This is a genomic window from Kribbella hippodromi, from assembly GCF_039531045.1.
Taxonomy (GTDB): domain Bacteria; phylum Actinomycetota; class Actinomycetes; order Propionibacteriales; family Kribbellaceae; genus Kribbella; species Kribbella hippodromi.
In genome coordinates this window covers 206434-228467 of record NZ_BAAAPH010000005.1, presented here as the reverse complement: position 1 = coordinate 228467, position 22034 = coordinate 206434, and the positions used below count along the sequence as shown (strand labels likewise).

The 22034-nt window shown below is 68.5% G+C and carries 18 protein-coding genes; 8 read left to right on the top strand and 10 right to left on the bottom strand.

Annotation, left to right across the window (positions count from 1 at the left end):
- Positions 1 to 28: 28 nt before the first annotated feature.
- Together ABD260_RS09915 and ABD260_RS09910 are read right to left on the bottom strand one after the other, a co-directional pair.
- Positions 29 to 1033: a LacI family DNA-binding transcriptional regulator gene (locus ABD260_RS09915; protein WP_344233089.1), complete on the bottom strand. Its 1005-nt coding sequence runs from the start codon at positions 1031 to 1033 to the stop codon at positions 29 to 31.
- 67 nt (positions 1034 to 1100) lie between these two features.
- Complete coding sequence (locus tag ABD260_RS09910; RefSeq protein WP_344233088.1) at positions 1101 to 2933, bottom strand: alpha-glucuronidase; 1833 nt, start codon at positions 2931 to 2933, stop codon at positions 1101 to 1103.
- A gap of 122 nt (positions 2934 to 3055) precedes the next feature.
- Here ABD260_RS09910 and coaA point away from each other — a divergent pair, with 122 nt between their 5' ends.
- The gene (coaA, locus tag ABD260_RS09905) at positions 3056 to 4009 is read left to right on the top strand and encodes a type I pantothenate kinase (protein ID WP_184840683.1); all 954 of its coding nucleotides are present in this window, start codon (positions 3056 to 3058) and stop codon (positions 4007 to 4009) included.
- Positions 4010 to 4033: 24 nt separating this feature from the next.
- On the opposite strand, the gene ABD260_RS09900 is transcribed toward coaA, so the two are convergent.
- Entirely contained in the window at positions 4034 to 5185 is a 1152-nt protein-coding gene (locus tag ABD260_RS09900; RefSeq protein ID WP_344233087.1) for an MFS transporter, read from the bottom strand.
- A 121-nt stretch (positions 5186 to 5306) separates the two neighbouring features.
- On the opposite strand from ABD260_RS09900, the gene ABD260_RS09895 reads away from it, so the two are divergent.
- The 6 genes from ABD260_RS09895 to murQ all read left to right on the top strand — a co-directional run bounded on the left by ABD260_RS09895 (position 5307) and on the right by murQ (position 13541).
- Positions 5307 to 5843, top strand: a complete 537-nt coding sequence (locus ABD260_RS09895) for a 4'-phosphopantetheinyl transferase family protein (RefSeq protein ID WP_344233086.1) — start codon at positions 5307 to 5309, stop codon at positions 5841 to 5843.
- Between the two features lie 106 nt (positions 5844 to 5949).
- Positions 5950 to 8520 (top strand): glycoside hydrolase family 3 N-terminal domain-containing protein, encoded by a 2571-nt coding sequence (locus ABD260_RS09890; RefSeq protein WP_344233085.1) that lies wholly within the window; start codon positions 5950 to 5952, stop codon positions 8518 to 8520.
- An 8-nt stretch (positions 8521 to 8528) separates the two neighbouring features.
- The gene (locus ABD260_RS09885) at positions 8529 to 9803 is read left to right on the top strand and encodes an exo-beta-N-acetylmuramidase NamZ family protein (protein ID WP_344233084.1); all 1275 of its coding nucleotides are present in this window, start codon (positions 8529 to 8531) and stop codon (positions 9801 to 9803) included.
- 44 nt (positions 9804 to 9847) lie between these two features.
- Positions 9848 to 11524, top strand: coding sequence for a serine hydrolase domain-containing protein (locus ABD260_RS09880; RefSeq protein ID WP_344233083.1), 1677 nt, complete (start codon positions 9848 to 9850; stop codon positions 11522 to 11524).
- Positions 11525 to 11560: 36 nt separating this feature from the next.
- A complete protein-coding gene (locus ABD260_RS09875; RefSeq protein ID WP_344233082.1) occupies positions 11561 to 12448 on the top strand; it encodes a MurR/RpiR family transcriptional regulator in 888 nt (295 codons plus the stop codon).
- Between the two features lie 67 nt (positions 12449 to 12515).
- Positions 12516 to 13541: an N-acetylmuramic acid 6-phosphate etherase gene (gene murQ / locus ABD260_RS09870; protein WP_344233081.1), complete on the top strand. Its 1026-nt coding sequence runs from the start codon at positions 12516 to 12518 to the stop codon at positions 13539 to 13541.
- 272 nt (positions 13542 to 13813) lie between these two features.
- Here the strand turns inward: murQ and ABD260_RS09865 are convergent, their stop codons facing one another.
- The 6 genes from ABD260_RS09865 to ABD260_RS09840 form a co-directional block, all read right to left on the bottom strand.
- Positions 13814 to 15040, bottom strand: coding sequence for a low temperature requirement protein A (locus ABD260_RS09865; RefSeq protein WP_344233080.1), 1227 nt, complete (start codon positions 15038 to 15040; stop codon positions 13814 to 13816).
- A 137-nt stretch (positions 15041 to 15177) separates the two neighbouring features.
- On the bottom strand, positions 15178 to 16266 hold the full coding sequence (locus ABD260_RS09860; protein ID WP_344233079.1) for a Gfo/Idh/MocA family protein: 1089 nt from the start codon (positions 16264 to 16266) through the stop codon (positions 15178 to 15180).
- Positions 16259 to 17023, bottom strand: a complete 765-nt coding sequence (locus ABD260_RS09855) for a ThuA domain-containing protein (RefSeq protein ID WP_344233077.1) — start codon at positions 17021 to 17023, stop codon at positions 16259 to 16261. The genes ABD260_RS09860 and ABD260_RS09855 overlap by 8 nt, the downstream gene beginning before the upstream one ends.
- 18 nt (positions 17024 to 17041) lie before the next feature.
- Positions 17042 to 17842, bottom strand: coding sequence for a carbohydrate ABC transporter permease (locus ABD260_RS09850; RefSeq protein ID WP_344233076.1), 801 nt, complete (start codon positions 17840 to 17842; stop codon positions 17042 to 17044).
- A 10-nt stretch (positions 17843 to 17852) separates the two neighbouring features.
- Complete coding sequence (locus ABD260_RS09845; protein WP_344233075.1) at positions 17853 to 18794, bottom strand: carbohydrate ABC transporter permease; 942 nt, start codon at positions 18792 to 18794, stop codon at positions 17853 to 17855.
- A gap of 5 nt (positions 18795 to 18799) precedes the next feature.
- A complete protein-coding gene (locus ABD260_RS09840) occupies positions 18800 to 20032 on the bottom strand; it encodes a sugar ABC transporter substrate-binding protein (protein ID WP_344233074.1) in 1233 nt (410 codons plus the stop codon).
- A 138-nt stretch (positions 20033 to 20170) separates the two neighbouring features.
- Here ABD260_RS09840 and ABD260_RS09835 point away from each other — a divergent pair, with 138 nt between their 5' ends.
- The gene (locus tag ABD260_RS09835) at positions 20171 to 21235 is read left to right on the top strand and encodes a LacI family DNA-binding transcriptional regulator (RefSeq protein WP_344233073.1); all 1065 of its coding nucleotides are present in this window, start codon (positions 20171 to 20173) and stop codon (positions 21233 to 21235) included.
- On the opposite strand, the gene ilvY is transcribed toward ABD260_RS09835, so the two are convergent.
- Positions 21159 to 21980, bottom strand: a complete 822-nt coding sequence (ilvY, locus tag ABD260_RS09830; protein ID WP_344233072.1) for an HTH-type transcriptional activator IlvY — start codon at positions 21978 to 21980, stop codon at positions 21159 to 21161. The genes ABD260_RS09835 and ilvY overlap by 77 nt on opposite strands.
- Positions 21981 to 22034 lie beyond the last annotated feature (54 nt).

Genomic DNA, 22034 nt, shown 5'->3' with positions numbered 1-22034 from the left:
ACGGGCGGGTGCACGCCCCGCCGTCCGCTCACCGCGACGGGTGGGTGGTGGACTGGCGTACGCGCATGTCCACCGCCAGGTCGAGGCGTAATGCGGTGGGGGTGACGCCGCGAGCCAGATCGAGCACAACGCGAGCGGCGAGCTCGGCCATCTGCTGCAACGGCTGATGCACGGTGGTCAGCGCGGGCGTCACCCACTGCGCGAGCGGCAGGTCGTCATACCCGACCACCGACAGATCCCGCGGGATGTCCAGCCCGAGCTCGCGAGCCGCCTGATAAACACCAAGCGCCTGCATGTCACTCCCAGCAAAGATCGCCGTCGGCCGATCGGCAACCGACAGCAGCACCATCGCCTCCTGGTACGCACCGGCCACACCGAAGTCAGCCGCCCGGATCAGCCCAGGATCGGGATCCACCCCGCTGGAGCGCAGAGCGTCGGTGTACCCGTCCACGCGCTGCCGCGAGCACAACGTACTGACCGGCCCGCTGATCATCCCGATCCGCGTATGACCGAGACCGCGGAGGTGGGCGGTCGCCATCCGGCCACCGTTCCAGTTGGCCGAACCGATCGACGGTACGTCGTCACCGACATCCCCCACCGGATCGACCACCACAAACGGAATCCGCCGCGCCTCCAGCTGAGCACGCTGATCAGCGTCCAGATCCGAGAAGACCATGATCACGCCGAGCGGACGGCGGTTCAGGACCGACTCGATCCACTGCTGGCGTGGGCGCAGCGCCCCGCCGCACTCGGACAGCACCAGCTCGACGCCCTCGGCCCGGACCACTTCCTCGACGCCGCGGATGAGTTCCATCGCCCATTCGCCGCCGAGCTGGTTGAACACCAGGTCGATCATCGGACTGACCGGCGTACTCGCACCGCGCCGCCGGTAGCCGTGCTGCTGGATCAGGCTCTCGATCCGCGCCCGGGTCGCCTCGGCCACGTCGGCCCGCCCGTTCAGCACCTTGGAAACCGTCGGTACGGACACCCCGGCCTGCTCGGCGATCTTCGCAATCGTCGGCCGATCGGTCACGCCACCCTCCCCGGCTGGTCGAAACTTTCGCCCCAGCCTAGCGCCCCGTCGCTCGGCGACGGGGCGCTCAACGGTGAATCGTGCGGCCGTGGGCGTCCGGGATGCCGCTGAGGCGGTAGAAGAACGTGTTCACCTGGTCGCGCCACTCGCGGGCGTTCACCAATTGGGCCTCGAAGCGAGACGTGACGTTCTCCTGGACGCACGCGTCGAAGCGGTCGGCGATCGCCTGCCATCGGGCGACCATCGACTCCACTTCGGCGTACCCCTGGAAGTGCAGGTCGTAGATGTGCTGCAGGACAGTCACCCCCCTGCGCAGAACGTGGCCGTAGGCAACATGATGGAAGAACAGCAGCAGTTCGTCGGGGCAGGTGTACACATCCTCGTACAGACTCGCGAGTGGTTCCGGGTACTGCCCGGTGAAGCCCGATCCGCTCTTCACTGTACGGTCCACGCCGACCCCGTCGCGGTCCGCGAAGTGCCCGCGCCCGGAGTACTCGTACCCGGTCATGCTCGGCCCGTAGTGCGTCGCCGGCGTCACCATGAAGCCGACGCCGAGCGGCGCGGTGTACCGCTCGTACGTACGCCACGATCCCGCCATGATCGCGACCAGTTCGCTCCGGGTCCAGTCGTCCAGGGCGAACGTCGCCGCCGCCCATTCGTGCACCAGACTCACCGGATCGGCCGCGGGTTCCCACGCCAGCCGCCCGTACGCGTAAAGGTTGCTCTGCGCAAGTTTGTGCCCGGTCCAGTTGTCGGCATCGCCAACGTTGGACACTGCAACGATCGCACCGATGCGGTCGGCAACCGTCGCGCCGCCGTCACCGGTCGTGTCGAACTGCAGGATCTCCCGCCACCAAGGACCGAGGTAACACAGATCCCGCTGCTGCCCGGAGTACTCCTGCGTGATCTGCAACTCCAGCGCGAACGGCGTCTCCTGCAGCTCCCCGAGCAAGGGCGACACGGCCTCGCGTACCTGGAAATCGAGCGGACCGTGCTTGACCTGAAGCACGACGTTCTCCTCGAACCGCCCGTCCAGCGGGATGAACTGGTCGTACGCGGCCCGGGCCTGATCCGATCGCCGGTCCCGCCAGTCCGGTGCATGCTCGATCCCGGCGCACCGCCAGAACACCGTCCCGCCGTACGGCGCCACCGCCCGCGCCAGCACGTTCGCGCCGTCGGCGTCCCGGCCGTCGCGGACGACCAGACCACCGAGATCCGGCACCACCTCGTACCACCGGGCGACGGTGGCTGACCACCAGCGCGCCACCCGTTCATCCCGCGGTTCCTCCGGGAAATCCACAACCAGACTGACCGCGATCCCGTACTCACGGAACACCCCGGCCAAGCGCGCGACATCCGGTAGTTCCGCCTTGGCGAACGACACGGCGTTGATACCGACCGACGCCAGCAACCGCGCGTACGCCCGGACCCTGGTCAGGTCGTCGACCACCCGGCCGTCGCGGAAGAAGATCGATTCGCCCGCGTACCCGCGCTCGACCGTGCCGGAGAGCTGATCCCAGTGGTCGAGCATCCGAATCGGTACCGCCGGCCGCTCGACGACGGTGAAGTCGCCGTTCATCCATTCGAAGTACCGCAGCAGGTAGAAGTAGCCGTACAGCAACCCGTGCCCGTCCTCGGCGGCGACGACCAGATCGTTGCCTCGTCGCACCACCACGAACCCTTCGACACCCAGACCGTGCTCGGGGACCGCGGCCTCGACCTCCCGCCACAGCGGCGTCTCCCGGACCCGGGCGAGCGTGCAGACGGACACGTGCGCGTCGGTGCGGAGGCGGTGCGTCTGCCGGACCTCGGCCCGGATCGTCTGGGCCAGCACTCCGGACGCGTGCACGGTCACCTCAGGCAGCCGTTGCGTACCCAACCAGGCGGTGTCTTCCCTCATCGGGCGCAGATCTTTGCATACAGACCGGTCACCGAAAGTTTCGGCGGGTGTGCCAAGGTTGAGACGAAGCCCACGCCGGCCAGGTGTGGGTGCATCCGGCACCGATGGGAAGAATGGGCCACATGCTGCAGCCGTCGCGGGAGGTGACTCCCTACACCGAGCTCGACCGGGCCACCTGGGCCCAGCTGGCCGAGACCACCGTCTCGCCGCTGACGGCCGACGAGGTGGAGCGGCTGCGCGGCCTCGGCGACGAGATCGACATGGACGAGGTCCGCGAGGTCTACCTGCCGCTGTCCCGGATCCTGTCGCTCTACGTCCGGCACGCCCGCGCGCTGCACGCCGACACCGAGAGCTTCCTCGGCAAACCGGCCGCGACCCGGACTCCGTTCGTGATCGGGATCGGCGGTTCGGTTGCCGTCGGCAAGTCGACCACCGCCCGGCTGCTGCGCGAGCTGCTGGCCCGCTGGCCCGAGCACCCGCGGGTCGCCCTCGTCACCACCGACGGGTTCCTCTGGCCGAACGCCGAGCTCGAGCGCCGCAGCCTGATGCAACGCAAAGGCTTCCCGGAGTCGTACGACCGGAAGGCGCTGCTGCGCTTCGTGGTCGAGGTGAAGTCCGGGATCGACGCGGTCGAGGCACCGGTGTACTCGCACCTGCACTACGACCGGATGCCCGGCGTCCGGACCACTGTCGAACAACCGGACATCCTGCTGCTGGAAGGCCTGAACGTCCTGCAGCCGGCGCCCCGGCACGCGGACGGCAAGAGCGGTCTGGCGGTCAGCGACTTCTTCGACTTCTCGGTGTACGTCGACGCGGCCGCCGCCGACATCCGTTCCTGGTACGTGGCGCGCTTCCTGAAGCTGTGGGAGACGGCCTTCCGCAACCCCGAGTCGTACTTCGTCCGCTACGGCGAGCTGAGCCGCGACGAAGCGGTGAAGAAGGCGGAGTCGCTCTGGGACGGCATCAACGGGCCGAACCTGCGCGAGAACATCCTCCCGACCCGCTCCCGCGCCACCTTGGTCCTCCGCAAGGGCGCCGACCACGCCGTCCGCTGGGTCCGGCTGCGGAAACTCTGACTGCCAGCACGACGGCTCTGGCGGTCAGGCTGCTCTGACCGCTGGGACGACGGCCGCGGCGACGACTGCCGCGGTGAGGGCGAAGGCGAGCGGATAGCCCGTCCCACCAACGATCGCGCCGAACAGGATCGCGCCGGCTCCCCAGCCGCCGTCGTACGCCAGGTTCCACAGCGCGCTCACCTGCCCGTACCGGGACCGATCGACGCGGTTGTACATCAGCGTGAGCGTGAGGTTCTGCGCGGCACCGAAGCCCGTACCGAACAGCACCGAGCCGGCCAGGATGGCGATCGGGTTGCCGAAGAAGATCAGCCCGGCGGCGCCCGCGGCAGCGAGTACAAGAGCAGGGCCGAGGACCCGAGCGGGACCGATCCGGTCCGCGTACCGACCGGCCAGCCAGCGGGCGATCGGAGCCGCGATCGCCTGCAGCAGCAGGGCCGCGGCGACCAGCGAATGATTGCCGCCGGCAACTGCCAGTGGAAGGAAGGTGACGCTGATGCCCGCCGCCACAGTCACCGACGCGAACACGAAGGTCGGCATCAACAGTCCGCTTCCACGTACGCCACCGAGCACCCGCACCTGCTGCTTCTCCGTACTGGCGGCCGGCAGTCCGATCAGCGTGACGAGGCCGGCGAGCGATGCGACGGCCGCAAGCACGAACAGCGCGTCGAAGCCGATCAGGTTCGTCAGGTAGACACCGAGCGGAAGACCGATCACCGCCGGTACGCCGACCGCAACCCCGTACACCCCGAGCGCCTCGCCCCGGCGGGTGGATGGGGCGACCTCGGCGACCAGCGCGACCGCACCGACGACCAGGATCGCGAGCCCAGCGCCGCGCACCACGCACACAGCGAGGACGATCGGCAGCGACGCGGTCGCGAGCAGGACCAGCGAGGGCGCACCGAGCAGCACGAGCCCGAGACCGAGAACCACCTGGTATCCCCAGCGGGCCAGCATCCGCGGTACGAGCAGCTCGACCGCGACCGCCGCGAACATCATCGCGCCGGTGGAGAGCCCCACGCCGACCCCGCCGGAGCCGTTCGCCGCCAGGTAGAGCGGTACGACGGAGGTGAGCAGGTACATGCTGAGGCCCGAGCCGAACACCATCACCAGCAGCCGGACGAACCGGGTGCTCAGGAGGCCCGGAACCTGGACGGCGGGGAGTTCGCAGGTGGTCATGCCCTTCACGCTAGGGACGAACCGGTACGCGCTACAGATCCAGTTGCTCAGCCGTCGAGAGGACCAGTTCGTGGATCTTTGTCGACAAGGCGCCTTGGCCGGGGTCAGGTACGGTCATCCGGTGGGAAGTCCCGTACACGTCTGGTCGGCGCCCGCCGGATCCCAGCCGCGCGCCACCGCCCACACCCTGCTGCTGGAGCTCGCGAGCACCCTGGTCGACCGCCCATCGCCTACCCACGACGAAGCAGGCCGGCCGCACATCGCCGGCCTCGCAGTCAGCCTTACCTACACCGAGCACTGGGTGGTGGTGGCCGCGTCGCGCCAAGGCCCGATCGGCGTCGACCTGGAGGAAGTCCGCCCGCGCGAGTTCCACCGGCTCGCAGGTCGTTGGTTTACCCCACAAGAGCGTGCCTGGCTGCGCGACCAACCGGACCAGCTGACCGCCTTCCTCCACCTCTGGACGGCCAAGGAAGCGGTCGGCAAAGCGCTCGGCCTCGGCCTGCACGACCACGGCCTGAGCCGGCAGATGCCTCTCGGCGGTGGCGTGGTCGAGGCCGCACCCGAGCTCGCGGTCACCTACCTGCCGCACGAACACGCCGTGCTCGCCGTCGCCGCGCCGCGATCTGCCATCATCGAACCCCGCGTCACCGACTCTTGACCCACCGTGCGCGCGTGGGTAACTTTCGCGTCGTTGGGGATTATCTGTAAGTCAATTACGTTTCTGCCGCTCGCCCCTGCCCGCCCGGACTGAGTTGGTGACACCGATGAAACTGACCCGACGCCAGACCCTCGGACTGGCGGCGGCCACCGTCGCAGGTTCGACGGTCGCCGGCCCCCTTGCCGCCGATGCCCACCCGGACCGCTGGGTCCTCGACACGCTGCGCCGGATGACGCTGGAGCAGAAGGTCGGCCAGCTGTTCGTCTGTTACGCGTACGGCGCTGCCGCCGACACCGCCGACACCCGCAACACCAAGCTGTACGGCGTCGCCACGCCGGCCGAAGTGGTCGCGAAGTACCACCTCGGCGGCGTCATCTACTTCACCTGGACCGACTCGGTGAAGGACCCGCAGCAGATCGCCCAGCTGTCGAACGGTCTGCAGGCGGCCGCGATCGCCGACGCCGGAGTACCGCTGCAGATCGGTACCGACCAGGAGTACGGCACGGTCGTCCGGGTCGGCCCGCCGCTGACCCAGTTCCCCGGCGGGATGGCGCTCGGCGCGACCCGCTCCCCCGCGTACGCCAGGTCCGCCGGGGCGATCGCCGGGCGCGAGCTGAAGGCGGTCGGCATCACCACCGACTTCGCGCCGGACGCGGACGTGAACCTGAACCCGCTGAACCCGGTGATCGGTGTCCGCTCGATCTCGTCCGACCCCACGCTGGTCTCGCAACTCGTCGCCGCCCAGGTGAAGGGGTACCAGCGGGACGGCCGGATCGTCGCCACCGCGAAGCACTTCCCCGGTCACGGCGACACCGACACCGACAGCCACGTCGGCATCCCGGAGATCCACCACACCCTCGAGGAGTGGACCCGGTACGACCGGCCGCCGTTCGAGGCGGCGATCCGGGCCGGCATCCAGTCGATCATGACCGCGCACATCGTGGTCAAGGCGCTCGACCCGTCCGGCGACCCGGCCACCCTGAGCCGGCCGATCCTGACCGGCATCCTGCGCAAACAGCTCCGTTTCGACGGGGTGGTGATCACCGACTCGCTCGGGATGCAGGGCGTCCGGGACAAGTACGGCGACGCGGAGATCCCGCTCCGGGCGATCGAGGCCGGCGTGGACCAGCTGCTGATGCCGGTCGATCCCGGTCTGGCGTACAACTCCGTACTGGCCGCGGTGCGTGGCGGCCGGATCAGTGAGGCGCGGATCGACGAGAGCGTCACCCGCATCCTCAAGGTGAAGCGCGCGAACGGCCTGGTGGATCGCCCGTACGCCGACCTGACCCGGATCCCGAAACTGATCGGTACTCCGGCGAACTACGCCGAGGCCCAGCGGATCGCGGACCACAGTACGACGCTGCTGCGCAACGACGCCGACCTGCTTCCGCTCTCACCAGCACCGCGAAAGATCCTCGTCACCGGTTTCTCCCCCACGACGCTCGCGACCGCCCTGCAAAAGCGCGGCGCGACGACGGTGGTGAAGGACACCGGCACGACGCCGACCGACGCGAAGATCGCCGACGCGCTGGCGGCCACCGGCGCGGCCGATCTGACCATTGTGCTGACCAACAAAGCCTGGGACACCGAGGTCACGGACAAGCTGGCCAAGCAGCAGAAGCTGGTCAACGGCCTGCTGTCCACGGGACGTCCGGTGATCGTCGTCCCGGTCCGCGACCCGTACGACGTCGCGTACTTCCAGCCCGCGGCGACCTCGCTGGTCACGTACGGCAGCACGGCCGTGTCGATGGAGGCGCTGGCCAAGGTGCTGTACGGCGAGATCGCGCCGACCGGCAAGCTTCCAGTCGAGATCCCGGCCAAGCCGGACCCGAACAGCCCGGACCCGGCGCCGGTGCTGCATCCGTTCGGTCACGGCCTCACGTTCGATCCGCGGAACACCCGGCTGACCGTTGCCTCGTACAACATTCACGCCGGTGCCGGTACGGACAACGTGTTCGACCTGGAGCGGACCGCGCAGGCGCTGAAGGTCCTGGACGCGGACCTGATCGGTTTGCAAGAGGTCGACGTCCACTGGGACACCCGCAGCCAGTGGCTGGACACGCTCGCGGAGCTGGCCGGGAAACTCGGCATGTACTCGGCGTTCGCACCGATCTACGACTTCGATCCGCCCGCGGCGGGTCAGCCGCGCCGGCAGTACGGCGTGGGGCTGCTGTCCCGGTTCCCGATCGTGCGCAGCGAGAACCACTCGATCACCCGGCTTTCCACCCAGGACCCGAATCCGGTGCCCGCGCCGGCTCCCGGGTTCCTCGAGGTGGAGGTCGACGTTCGCGGGCGGCGGCTGCACGCGTACTGCACGCATCTGGACTACCGCGGCGATCCGACCGTGCGGCGGATGCAGGTCGCGGACACCGTGCGGATTCTGGCGCAGGACCGGCGTGGGGATCTGCAGGTGCTGGTCGGTGACTTCAACGCCGAGGCAGCCGCGCCGGAGCTGGCCGGCCTGTGGACCCGGCTGACCGACTCGTGGACAGCCGCGGGAAGGACGACCGGCGGTCCGTACACCTATCCGGCCGTCGCCGCGAACAAGCGGATCGACTTCGTCACCGTCGGCGCCGGGCTCCGGGTGCTACGGGCCGAGGTTCCCGCCGAAGTACCGGCCGCGCAGGCGCCGAGTGACCACCGCCCGATCATCGCCGACCTGACGTTCCGTTCCTGAGGAGACCCATGAAGCGACGCAGTCTGCTCGCGGGTGCCGGCGCTCTCGCCACGGCACCGCTGATCGACGTACCCACCGCCCAGGCCGGGACGCACCGCAAGGTGATGACCGGCGCCGAGGTGCTCGCGAAGAGCGGCTGGCGCGCGCTGGCCGGCCAGAAGGTCGGCGTGATCAGCAACCCGACCGGCATCCTGCCCGACTACACGCACATCGTGGACACCATGCACGCGTCCGGGAAGGTCGACATCGTCGCGGTCTTCGGTCCCGAACACGGCTTCCGCGGCAGCGCGCAGGCGGGCGGTTCGGAGGGCGATCACGTCGACCCGCGGACCGGAATCATGGTGTACGACGCGTACGGCGCGAACGCCGACAAGCTCGCGACGCTCTACGCGAAGTCCGGTGTGGAAACCGTCGTCTTCGACATCCAGGACGTCGGCGCGCGGTTCTACACCTACATCTGGACCATGTTCGAGGCGATGCTCGCGGCCGTTCGTACCGGTGCGCGGTTCGTCGTCCTGGACCGGCCGAACCCGGTCGGCGGGTACGCGCGCGGGCCGATGCTCAAACCCGGGTACACCTCCGGCGTCGGCAAGAAGGAGATCCTCCAGCAGCACGGCATGACCGTCGGCGAGCTGGCCCGGATGTTCGACGCCGAGTACCTCCCGCTGGAGCCGAACGGCGGCCGGCTGAAGGACCTCACCGTCATCCAAGTCTCGAACTGGAAGCGCGACCAGCTGTACGACGCGACCGGCCTGACCTGGGTGATGCCGAGCCCGAACATGCCCACCCCGGACACCGCCCTGCTGTACCCGGGGCTCTGTCTGTTCGAAGCGACCAACATGTCCGAAGGCCGGGGTACGACGCGGCCGTTCGAGCTGATCGGCGCGCCGTACGTCGACTACCGCTGGGCGCAGGCACTGCAGACCAAGAACATCCCCGGTGTCGCGTTCCGGGAGGCGTACTTCACGCCGACCATCAGCAAGAACGCGAACGTCCTGTGCGGTGGCCTGCAGGTACAGATCACCGATCCGGACCGGGTCGAGGCGATCACGGCGGCGACGCACATGATCGTCGAGGCCCGTAAGCTCTACCCGGAGTTCACCTGGCGGGCGGAGACCCCACCCGGCCGATGGATCGACCTGCTGACCGGATCGGACCGATTCCGGACCATGCTGCTCGCCGGCGCGACCGCCGACCAGATCGTCGCGGCCTGGCAGCCCGAGACCGGAGCGTGGACCGCTCGGCGGGCGAAGTACCTTCTGTACAAGGGAGCGCACCAATGAAGCGGTGGGCCACAATGACTAGTGTCTCTGCGGTGATACTCACGATGGCAACCCCTGCAGTTGCTGGCAGCAACGATTCCGGCCGGTTCGACCGGCCGCACGACGGCTACGCGCCGAAGACCACGCTGCTGCGCGACGCGACGCCCGCCCAGGCCGGTCTCGATCCGGCGCCGATCGACGCCGCGCTGGCCCAGGTGGCCGCCTGGACCAAGCCGATCGGGACGGCGAAGCCGATGTACGCGGGCGCGGTCACGCTGCTCGGCCACAACGGGAAGATCGTCACCCGGACGGCCACCGGCCTGGCGGTGAAGTACGCCGACGGCCAGGGCACCGAGCTGCCGCCGGATCAGCAGCTCCCGATGCGTACCGACACGATCTTCGACATGGCGTCGGTCTCCAAGCTGTTCACCTCGATCGTCGTACTGCAGCTGGTCGAGAAGGGCAAGGCCGAGCTGGACGCGCCGATCGCCTCGTACATCCCCGAGTTCGCGCAGAACGGCAAGGAGCACGTCACCGTCCGGCAGGCGCTCACGCACACCAGCGGATTCCCGTCCTGGCTGCCGTTGTGGAGCATGGGGAAGACACCGGAGGAGCGGCTGCAGCTCGCCCTGACCGCGAAACTGCAGGACGCACCCGGTACGAAGTACCTGTACAGCGACCTGAACCTGATCGCGCTCGGCGAGCTGGCCCATCGGGTGACCGGTAAGCCGCTGGACAAGCTGGTCGCGGACGGGATCACCAAGCCGCTGCAGATGCGCGACACCGGCTACAACCCGGATCCGAAGAAGAAGCCACGGATCGCCGCCACCGAGTACCAGTCCTCCCCGCCGCGCGGCATGGTCTGGGGTTCGGTGCACGACGAGAACGCCTGGTCGCTCGGCGGCGTGGCCGGACACGCGGGCGTTTTCAGTACGGCGGACGACCTGGCCGTACTGGCGCAGACGTTCCTGAACGGCGGCAGCTACCGCGGCGCCCGGATCCTGAAGGAATCCTCGGTCACCGCGATGATCACGAACTTCAACCAGGGCTTCCCCGGCAACGACCACGGCCTCGGCTTCGAGCTGAACCAGCGCTGGTACATGGGCGGGCTGTCCGGTCCGCGCACCGCCGGCCACACCGGGTACACGGGGACGTCGATCGTGATCGACTTCGACTCGCGCTCGTTCGCGATCCTGCTCAGCAACCGCGTCCACCCGAGCCGCGACTGGGGCAGCAACAGCCCGGCCCGCCGGGCCGTCGCGCAAGGCCTCGCGCTGGCCCTCGGCGTCGGGCCGCGGCACGGCAAGGACGCCTGGTTCTCCGGTACGGCCGACAACGCGACCACCACCTTGGCTGCCAGGATCGCGGTTCCGCCGAGTGGGGCGAAGCTCGCCTTCGACCTGTTCGTCGACACCGAGGACACCGATCTGCTGTACCTGGAGACGTCCACCGACGGCACAACCTGGACGAAAGTGCCGTTCTCCGTACTGGATCGGGGGTCGGTGGTCGATACCGACGGCTCGATCAGCGGCTCGGGCGACCGGCGCTGGCATCAGGCGAGCGCCGATCTGGGCGCGGGCGAGCAGACCATCCGCTGGCGGTACACGTCAGACCCGCAGTACCAGGGCCGCGGCGTGTACGTGGACGGCGTGAAGATCACCAGCGGGAGCGGCGTACTGCTCGACGGAGAACGCTCGCCGGAGTCTTTCATCGCATCAGGTTGGAGACTTTCGCGTCGGTGATCCCATCTGGTGCATGGGCGCCGTACCGTGGCTGTCATGAATTCAACGACCTCTCCAGAACCCACGGGGCCGCTGCTGGTCCGGGTCCGCGCGGTGATGCCCGCGCTGGCGCCGGCCGAGCAGCGGGTGGCGAACGCGGTCCTCGCGGACCCGGGCGGAGTGGCGGCGATGACGATCTCCGAACTGGCCGAGGTGGCCTCCACCTCGGAGACCACGGTCATCCGGTTCTGCAAGCAGATCGGTGTCCCCGGCTATCCGCAGCTCCGCCTGCAGCTGGCGGCCCAGTCGGCGCAGGAGAGTGCGCACCCCGAGGTGGGCGGTGACATCGAGCCCGGGGACTCGCTGGCCGACGTGGTCAGCAAGGTCGCGTTCGCCGACGAGCGGGCGGTCCGGGAGACCGCCCAGCAGGTCGACGTGGACACCCTGGCCAAGGTGGTGGACGCGGTCGCCAAGGCGCCGCGGGTCGACCTGTACGGCTTCGCCGCCAGCGCCTTCGTCGCGCTGGACCTGCAGCAGAAACTGCACCGGATTCGCCGGGTCGCGTTCGCCTGGTCGGACGTGCACATCGCGCTGACCAGCGCCGCGCTGCTCGGTGCGCACGACGTCGCGATCGGGATCTCGCACACCGGGACCACGGTCGAGGTGGTCGAGGCGCTCGAGGAGGCCGCCAAACACGGCGCCACCACGGTCGCGGTAACAAACTTTCCGCGTTCCCCACTGGCCCGGACCGCCGACCTGGTGCTGACCACCGCCGCCCGGGAGACGACGTACCGGTCCGGGGCGATGGCCAGCCGGATCGCGCAGCTGACGGTGATCGACTGCCTGTTCATCGGGGTCGCGCAGCAGGTGCTGCCGGACGCCCGGAAGGCGCTCGAGGAGACTGCCAGCGCGGTCCGTGGGCACCGGCTCAAAGGATCCGAGTAACGTCAACCAATTCCGTCAAGGATGAACGGAATTGAAAAAGCTTCGGTAGGAAACTAACATCAAGCCCGTGACCTCACCGACCGAGCAGCGCAACCCGAGGACGCTCGCCATCGACGCGGTGGGCACGTCCGAAATCCTCCATTTGGTCAACAACGAGGACGCCCGGGTCGCGGGCGCCGTCGCGACCGTCATCCCGGAGCTGACCAAGGCCGTGGACGCCGCCGTCGAGGCGATCCGCAGCGGCGGCCGGGTGCACTACTTCGGCGCCGGCACCTCCGGGCGCCTGGCGGTGCTGGACGCGGCCGAGCTGCTGCCCACTTTCCACGTTCCGGACGGGCTGGTGGTCGCCCACCACGCCGGCGGCATGGAGGCGCTGCTCCGCGCGGTCGAGAACGTCGAGGACTCCGAGGACGGTGGCGCCCTGGACGCGGCCGCGGTCACCGGTCAGGACCTCGTCGTCGGCCTCGCTGCTTCCGGGAGCACGCCGTACGTCGCCGGCGCCCTGAAAGCCGCCCGCGCGGCCGGGGCGACCACCGTACTGGTCACCTCGAACCCGGACGCCCCGCTGGCGCCGCTGGCCGACATCGTGGTCGCCGCGGACACCGGCCCGGAGGTGATCGCGGGCTCCACCCGGCTGAAGGCCGGCAGCGCGCAGAAGATGATCCTGAACGCGTTCTCGACCACGCTGATGATCAAACTCGGCCGCACCTGGTCGAACCTGATGGTCGACCTGGTCGCCACCAACAAGAAGCTCCGCGGCCGGATGCTGCGCATCCTCGGCGAGGCCACCGGCGCCGACGAGACCGCCTGCGAAACCGCACTGGCCGCGTCCGAGGGCGAGCTCAAGCCCGCTTTGGTACACCTCCTCACCGGCACCCCGATCCCCGCCGCCCGAACCGCCCTGGAAGCCGCCCACGGCCGCGTAGCCACCGCCCTCGCCGAACTAGGCAACCCCACCACCCCCACCACCCCGGCCGCCCCCTCCGGCCCGTCCGGCCCAGCCGACCCCTCCGGCCCAGCCGGCCCGTCCGGTCCCGCCGGCCCCACCACCGGCCCGTCCGGCCCCGTCCCCGTCTCAGGGGTCAACCCCTGAGTTTGTGGGTTGTCCCTGGTGCATGCCACGAGCCAACCCACCAGCACAGGGGTTGACCCCTGAGACGTCAGTGGGTCGGGCGGGTGATTGGCGGGCCCGTGGTTGGCCGGCCGGTGGTTGGCCGGCCGGTGGTTGGCGGGCGGGTGATTGGCGGGCGGCCAGTCGACCCAGGCGGCCCCGTCCCGTCTCAGGGGTCAACCCCTGAGTTTGTGGGTTGTCCCTGGTGCATGCCACGGGCCAACCCACCAGCACAGGGGTTGACCCCTGAGACGTCAGTGGGTCGGGCGGGTGATTGGCCGGCCGGTGATTGGCGGGCCGGTGGTTGGCGGGTCCGTGATTGGGGGGCGGGTGATTGGGGGGCGGATGACTAGGGTTGCTACGACTAGGGCCATGAAGAGTGCGGTGAGTGCGAATGGGACTGGGATGAGCGGGTCCAGCAGGACCAGGACGGCGCCGAGCGGTACGACGAGGTTCACCACGCGGTCGGCGTTGTCTCGTAAGGCGATCCACCAGATCCCGAGGACGAAGATCGCGATCGGGACCGTGACGGTGTAGGACGCGGCGAGGTCGCTGAGCTCGGTGTGGTGCGTGATCACGTCGATCTCCACCTCGATACCGGCGGAGAACGCTCCGGCCGCGGCGAACACGAAGTAGTGCACGTACCCGTACCGCAGCGATCGCCACAGCGACGTGATCGCGGTGTGGTGCGGTGGCCAGAAGTAGATCCACCAAAGCGCCGCGGTGACGACCAGCGTGAGTACGGACAACGCGATCAGCGGGCCGAGCGCCTCGTGGTCGTGTACTGCCTCGATGATCGCGTTCGCCGAGGCGAGCAGGCTTTCGCCGAGCAGGATCAGCGTGAACAGGCTGTACCGCTCGGTGATGTGATGTGGATGCCACGGCGTCATCCCGCGCCGCTCGGCCACCACCGGTACGGCGATCTCGAAGAGCACGAAGACCACCCAGGCGGCGAGCTGGATCGATTCCGGCAGCACCAAGAACACCAGCCAGAGCACTTGCGCGGTCGCGATCCCACCGGCGTAGAACAGCGTCGCGCGCCGGCTCTCCCCCGCCGAGTGCGACGCCCGCAGCCATTGCGCGATCATCGCGACCCGCATCACCACGTACGCGAGGACGACGACGCGGAAGTCCTTCTCGGTGAAGACGCGTTCGATCCCGGCGGCCAGCACCAGTACGCCGCTCATCTGCACGATCGTGAGCAGCCGGTACAGCCAGTCGTCGGTGGCGAAGGACGTGGCGAACCACGTGAAGTTCATCCACGCCCACCAGATCGCGAAGAACACCATCGCGAACGACAACAACCCGCTGCCGACATGCTTCTCCGACAACGCGTGATGCAACTGCGAAGCAGCCACACTCACCGCGACGACGAACACCAGGTCGAAGAACAACTCCAGCGACGACGCCACCCGCCCCGGCTCATCCGGATCCCTGGGCCGCATCGGCACCAACCGAGCCCGGGTCACCACTTCACTCATGCCCGCCAGGCTAAACGCACCCCAGCCCCCCAAACCGGTTTGGGGCACCCGACACCCCAAACCGGGAGTACAACCCTCCCCACTCCACGCGCACAACCTCCCCAAACCGGTTTGGGGAGGTTGTGCGCGTGGGGGTGTCAGTCGAGGCCGACGGCCTTCAGGGGGTTGGGCCAGGCGGCCAGGGCGGCTTGGAGGGCGGGGGTGGTGATGGTGTCCAGAGCCTCGGTGTACGCGTCGTTGATGACGTCGGCGATCTGGACCGGAACGCCGGCACGGGCGGAGCGTACGGCGGCCTCGACCATGGCGATGCTGACGACATTCGAGTGCACTTCGGACTGAGGTGTTGTCGACGTACGGATCGCGTCGACGAACTCGGACAAGGAGCCGGCGATCTCTTCGGGGTCGTCGGTCATGACAGCGGGCAGGTCTTCGCCGGAGGAAAGCGCGGCGACCGGCGGGTTGTCGCCGTCCCAGGTGGCAGTGCCGCCGGGCGTACTGGCGCGCCAACGCCCGTTCCACGAGGTTTCCAGACCCGCGGCGCACCAGCTGCCGGAGAACGCGAACCGGGTGCCGTCCGTGTACGTGAAGATCGCGGACGCGGCGGCATTGCCGTCGAACCAGCTCCAGGACGGGTTGTACGAGTCGCAGTACACCGACACCGGCTCGGCCCCGATCAGCTTCCGGGACAGGTCGAACTGGTGGATCGCCATGTCGACGAGCAGCGGCTCGGCCATCCGCTCCCGGAAACCACTGAAATGCGGCGCCTTGTAGAACTCGCAGGTCAGCGTGCCGATCGGCCCGAGCTCGGCGAGCTGCCGCTGGAACGCGGTGACGGCCCGGAAGTACCGCCGGGACTGCGAGACCATCAGCAGCTTCCCGCTCACCTCCGCGGCGGCGACCATGCCGAGGCACTCGCGGACCGTCTCGGCCAGCGGCTTCTCGCACAGCACCGGCAGCCCACGCAGCAACGCGTCCACGCTGACCGTCGGGTGCGCGGCCGGCACGGTCACGTCGATCAGCGCGTCCGCGGCGCCCGCCAGCTCGTCGATCGACGCCGCCACCGGGACGTCACGGAACCCGTGTTCGTCCGCGGCCGCCCGGGCCACCTCGACATCGAGGTCGACCAGGCCGGCCAGCTCGACGTCGGGGTTCGCGGCGATGGTCCGCAGCCAGGCGCGGCCCATCCCGCCGGCGCCGGCCTGCAGGAGGCGTACGGGTTCAGGCATCCGCGGGCTCCTCGATCGGGCCGGTGTAACCATGTCCGTTGAAGAAGTCGCCGGTCTCGTAGCGCAGCAAGGTCGGAACCTTTCGTTCGGGGAGGTCCGTCTGTGCCCACTCGACGCCGTTCGCAATCACCTTGCGGACGTCCTGGTGGTGGTACACCGGGTAGTCCTGGTCGCCCGGCGAGAAGAAGAAGATCTTCCCGTGCCCGCGCCGGAAGGTGCAGCCGGAACGGAACACCTCGCCACCGGAGAACGAGGACACGAAGACCAGTTCGTCCGGTACCGGGATGTCGAAGAACTCGCCGTACATCTCCTGCTGCTCGATCACGATCGGATGCGGTACGCCGCGCGCGATCGGATGCGTCGGATTCACCGTCCAGACCAGTTCGCGATCGCGTTCACTGCGCCAGCGCAGCGTGCAGGTCGTACCCATCAGCTTGCCGAAGATCTTCGACCAGTGACCGGAGTGCAGCACGATCAGGCCCATACCCGACAGGACGTGCTGGTACACCCGGTCGACCACCTTGTCGTCGACTTCGCCGTGCGCGGCATGGCCCCACCAGACCAGGACGTCGGTGCCGGCCAGCACTTCCTCGGTCAGGCCGTGCTCCGGCTCGTCCAGCGTGGTGGTGGAAACGTCGGCGTCCAGGTTCTCCCGGATGCCGGCCGCGATGGTCTCGTGCATGCCGTCGGGATAGATCTCCCGGACGTGCGGCTCGACCTGTTCGTGCCGGTTCTCGCCCCAGACAAGTACCTTCATAATTGGTCTCCCCAATGGTTATTTGACGGCCCCGCCGATGGCGCCGGCGGCGATGTACTTCTGCGCGGCGACCAGCAGCACGATGGCCGGGATCGCCGAGAGCACCGCGGTCGCCATCACCGCGTTCCAGTTCTGCACCTGGGTGCCGAGGTACTGGTAGATCCCGAGCGTCACCGGCCGGACGCCACCCTTGGTGGTCAGCGTCAGCGCGAACAGGAAGTCGCTCCAGGAAAACAGGAAACTGAACAGGCCCGCGGTGATCAGCGAGTTCTTGCTGATCGGCAGCACGATCGCGACGAACGCCCGGAACAGCCCGGCGCCGTCCACCCGCGCGGCCTCCACCAGCGACGGTGGCAGCGAGAGCATGAACGACCGCAGGATCAGGATCGCGAACGGGATGCCGCTGCTGCAGTTCGCCAGGATCAGGCCGGGGATCGAGTTCAGCAGGCCGATCCGCTCGTACGCGGTGTAGAGCGCGTTCGCGATCACGATCCCCGGGATCATCTGCGAGATCAGGATCGCCAGCAGCCCGATCGACACCCACCGGGACCGGAACTGCGACAGCGCGTACGCGCACGGGGTCGCGATCGCGAGACTGAGCACGACCGTGCCGGCCGCGATGATCATGCTGGTGACGAGGTTCCCGCCCTGCTCGTCGAGAGCGCGTTTGTAGCCGGCGAAGGTCGGGTGCAACGGCAGGAAGCCCGCGGTCAGCGTGTTGCCCGACGGCTGCAGCGACGCGTTCACCATCCAGTAGACCGGGAACAGCATCACGCACAGGATGAGTACGCCGATGATCGCGTACGCCGTACGTTTCATCGTGCTCCTCCTACTCGTCGACGGCGCGACGGGTGCCGCGCAGGTAGAAGATCGCGAACACGAACGAGATCGCGATCAGGATGTTGCTCAGCGCCGCGCCCTGCCCGAACCGGAAGTCGACGAAGGACTTCTCGTACGACTGGGTGGCCAGCGTCTGCGTCGCATTCGCCGGACCACCACCGGTCAGGCCGAGGATGATGTCCAGGACCTTGATCGTGTACACGACGCCGAGCATCAGCAGTACGCTCGCGACCGACCGCAGGTTCGGCCAGGTGATGTAGACGAACGCCCGCCACCCGGTCGCGCCGTCGAGCTGACCGGCTTCGTACAGCTCGTCGGGGATCTCCGACAGGCCCGCGTACAGCAGGGTCACGTTGAACGGGATGCCGATCCAGATGTTCACCCCGATCACCGCGATCAGGGCGACCGACGGCGAGTTCAGCCACGGCACCGGATCGTTGATCACGTGCAGACCCAGCAGGGTCCGGTTCAGGATGCCGCTGTCCTGCTCGAGGATCGACCGCCAGGTCGCGCTGGACACGATCAGCGGCAGCAGCCACGGCAGCAGGAGCAGCGAACGGATCAGGCCGCTGAGCGGAAAACGGTTCCGGAAGAACAGCGCCAGGCCCAGCCCGATCGCGAACTGGAATACGATCGACCCGATCGTGAACAGCGCCGTGTTCAGCATCGCGTCCGAGAACAGCTTGTCGGACACGACCGTGCCGTAGTTCTGCAGCCCGACCCACGGCGCGACGCCGGTGAAGAACGTCTTCAGCCCGTAGTCCTGCAGGCTCATCAACAGGTTCTTGACCACCGGGTAGCCGAATAGCGCCACCATCGCGACCGCCGCCGGAAGGACGAACAGCACCTTGGTCAGGTCCTCGCCCCGCCGGCCGCGGACCCGTGCGCGGCCGGCTGTCGTGGCGCGAGTGGTACGGGTCAGCGTGACCATGCCGATCAGCCGCCGGACGCCTGCTTGAAGGCGTCCTGGGCCGAGGCCTTACCGGTCAGCGCCAGCTGGATCGCCTGGTAGATCACCTTCGCGGCGTCCGGCCACTTGTCGCCGAGCTTGCCGGTCCGGGCGCGGGCCGTCTTGACCTGCTCGGCGAAGGCCTTCATCGACGGCACTTCCTTGGCGTACTCGTCGAGCAGCGCGGTCTTGGTCGGGAGAGTGAACCGGGCCTTGGCCCAGGCCAGCTCGTTCTCGTCCGAGTTCAGGCACTTCACGAAGTCCGCGGCCTTCTGCTGCTTGGCCTGATCCTTGTTCAGCGGGACCGTCCAGGCCTCGCCGCCGAGCGGCGCGACCGGTGTCTGATCCGGCTTGTTCACCGGGAACGTGACCACGTCCCACTTCACCGACGGCACCTTCTCCAGGGCCGGGATCTGCCACGGGCCGTTCACCATCATCGCCGCCTTGCCGGCCACGAACTGGTCCTTCACGTCGCCCTGCGTCCAGTTGATGACGCTCTTCGACGCGGACCCCGACTGCACCAGATCCACCCACAACTGCAGGGCTTCCGCCACCTGCGGGCTGTTCAGGTCGGTCTCGTCACCACCGTTGGTCCACATCGCCGGCAAGAACTGCCAGGAGCCTTCGTACGTGGCGTTGGCGTTGAAGGCGATCCCGTACCGGCCCGGTTTGGTGAGCTTCTTCGCCGCGGCCTTCAGCTCGTCCCAGGTCTTCGGCGGCTGGACGCCGGCCTGGGCCAGCAGGTCCTTGTTGTAGAACAGCGCGATCGTGTTGGTCACCGGCGCCAGTCCGTACAGCTTGCCCTGGTACGAGGTCGCGTCGACCATGCCCTTGATGACGCCGTCCGAGTTCAGGCCGAGGTCGTTCAAGGGCGCCAGCGCACCGGTGGCCGCGATCTGCTGGACGTCGGGATTGTCGAGCATCAGCACGTCCGGCAGGGTCTTCGACGACGCCTGCTGCAGCACCTTCTGGATCAAGGTGTCACCAGGCACCGTTTCCCGCTGGATGCTGATGCCGAGTTTGGTCGCGCAGGCGTCGAGCCCCTTCTGGACCAGGGACTTGTCCGGATCGTTGTTGTAGTAGTCCAGGATCGTGAGGCTTTTGACGCTGTCACCGGACGCCGGCGACTGGCCGCCGGCGCCGTTGTCACCGCAGGCCGCCAGCAGGAGCGACACCGTGGTCGCACCCGCCAGCACGGCGGCGATCCGCTTGCTGATCATGACATCGGACTCCTTCGCAGCGTTTGACCGGGCAGCGGTGAACCTTGCGATTTCGCCGGTAAACCGCTTAACTGAGGCGTTGAAGGACTATGTTCCCTAGGTCACACCGCTGTCAAGAGTTCGGAGGGGGCTGGATCGATGGCCACCATGCGCGACGTCGCCGAACGGGCCGGGGTTTCGATCGCGACCGTCTCGTTCCTGCTCAACGACACCAAACCGGTGACCGCGGCGACCCGGGCGCGGATCGAGCAGGCGATGGCCGAGCTCGGTTACCGGCGGAACGTCGTCGCCCGCGCGCTGGCCAGCCGGCGTACGCACATCATCGCGATGGCGTACCCGGCGCTGGAGCACCGGTTCGGGATGTCGACGGCCGAGTTCTTCACCAGCGCGGCCGAGGCGGCGCGCAAGGAGGACTACCACCTGGTGCTGTGGCCGGTCGGCAACGACGGCGTCGAGCTGCGCGAGCTGCTCGGACAGGGCCTGGTCGACGGCGTCGTGCTGATGGAAGTGCAGCTGGATGATCCGCGCATCGACGTCCTCCAGGAGGCGGGTACTCCGTTCGCGCTGATCGGGCGTACGGACGAGCTGGACGGCTTGCCGCATGTGGACATCGACTTCGACGCGACGGTCGAGGACGCGGTGCGGTACGTGTACGAGAAGGGGCATCGCGAGCTGGCGCTGATCTCCGGTGATCTGAGCGATCCACGCTTCCACTCGTACGGGCCGTGGGTGCGGACCGAGGACGCGTACCGCCGGGTCGCCGCCGCGTACGGCCTGCCGGTCGTGGTCGTGCCTTGCCTGGACACCACCCAGGCCGGGAAGGTCGCCGCCGAGCGACTGGTCGCGGATCATCCGGAGACCACCGCGATCCTGGTCCTCAACGAGTACGCGGCCCTCGGCGCCGTCGCGGGCCTCAAACGCGCAGGTCATGACGTACCGGGCGACATCTCCGTGCTGTCCTTGCTGATGGTCCCGGAAACCGCCGCGATGACCGACCCCGAGCTCACCATGATGCGCACGCCCGGTCCCGAGCTTGGCCAGCTCGGCACCGAGGCCCTGCTCCGCGAGCTCGAAGGCGCCGAGCCGCTCCCACCCCAACTGGTCCCGGCGAAACTGAACCCCGGCGCTACGGTCGCGGCTCCCAGAGCGCGGCGACCAAAGGCCGGTGCAGATCGTCCCGCCGCGCGCAAAGCCCGACCGTAAGCGGATCAAGCTCGGCCTCCACCTCGACCAACCGGTCCCGCATCACCGACGAATCCAGGACCAGCCGCGGCACCACGCCGATCCCGCAGCCCAGAGCGACCAGCGCGAGCAACGCTTCATGTCCGTCGGTCTCCGCCGCAATCACAGGCTTCACCCCGGCCCGCCGAAACCACCTGAACGCGGCCTCCCGCACCAGCCCACGCGCGGGTACGACGTACTCGTCCTGTGGCTCACCGTTGCTCACCAGGACGAGGTCCGTGACCGCGACCGTTCGGCTGACCAGCGTCTGCGGCAGCCGGCGCGGAATCCCGGCGACCGCTACATCCACTTCGCCTTCATCCAGCCGGGCAAGGGCAGCCGCGGCGTCGCCCGTACGCACATCCAGCCGGATCTGCGGATGCGCCTCGCGTAAGGGCGCAAGCAGGTCCGGCAGCAGCATCTGGCAGGCGGTGACGGTCGCGAAGATCTTCAGCTCGCCGGTCAGCCCGGCCGGTTCGTCCGCGCCGGCGCGATAGTCGTTCCAGAGCGCCAGCGCCTGCTCGGCGTACGCCGCGAACCGCCTGCCTTCCGCGGTCAGCACCACGCCGCGCGGACCGCGATCCAGCAACCGCGCCCCGACCCGCGTCTCCAGTCGCTGAATCGTCCGGGTCAGGGTGGCCGGGCTGACATGCGACTCCAGACTTGTCCGCCCGTAGTTCAGCGTCCGCGCCAGATGCAGGAACAACTCCAGCTCACGGCGTTCCATTTCACCTCCCGCAACGATCCGATGCAGATGTTGCGCTTGCTGCAATGTACCGGA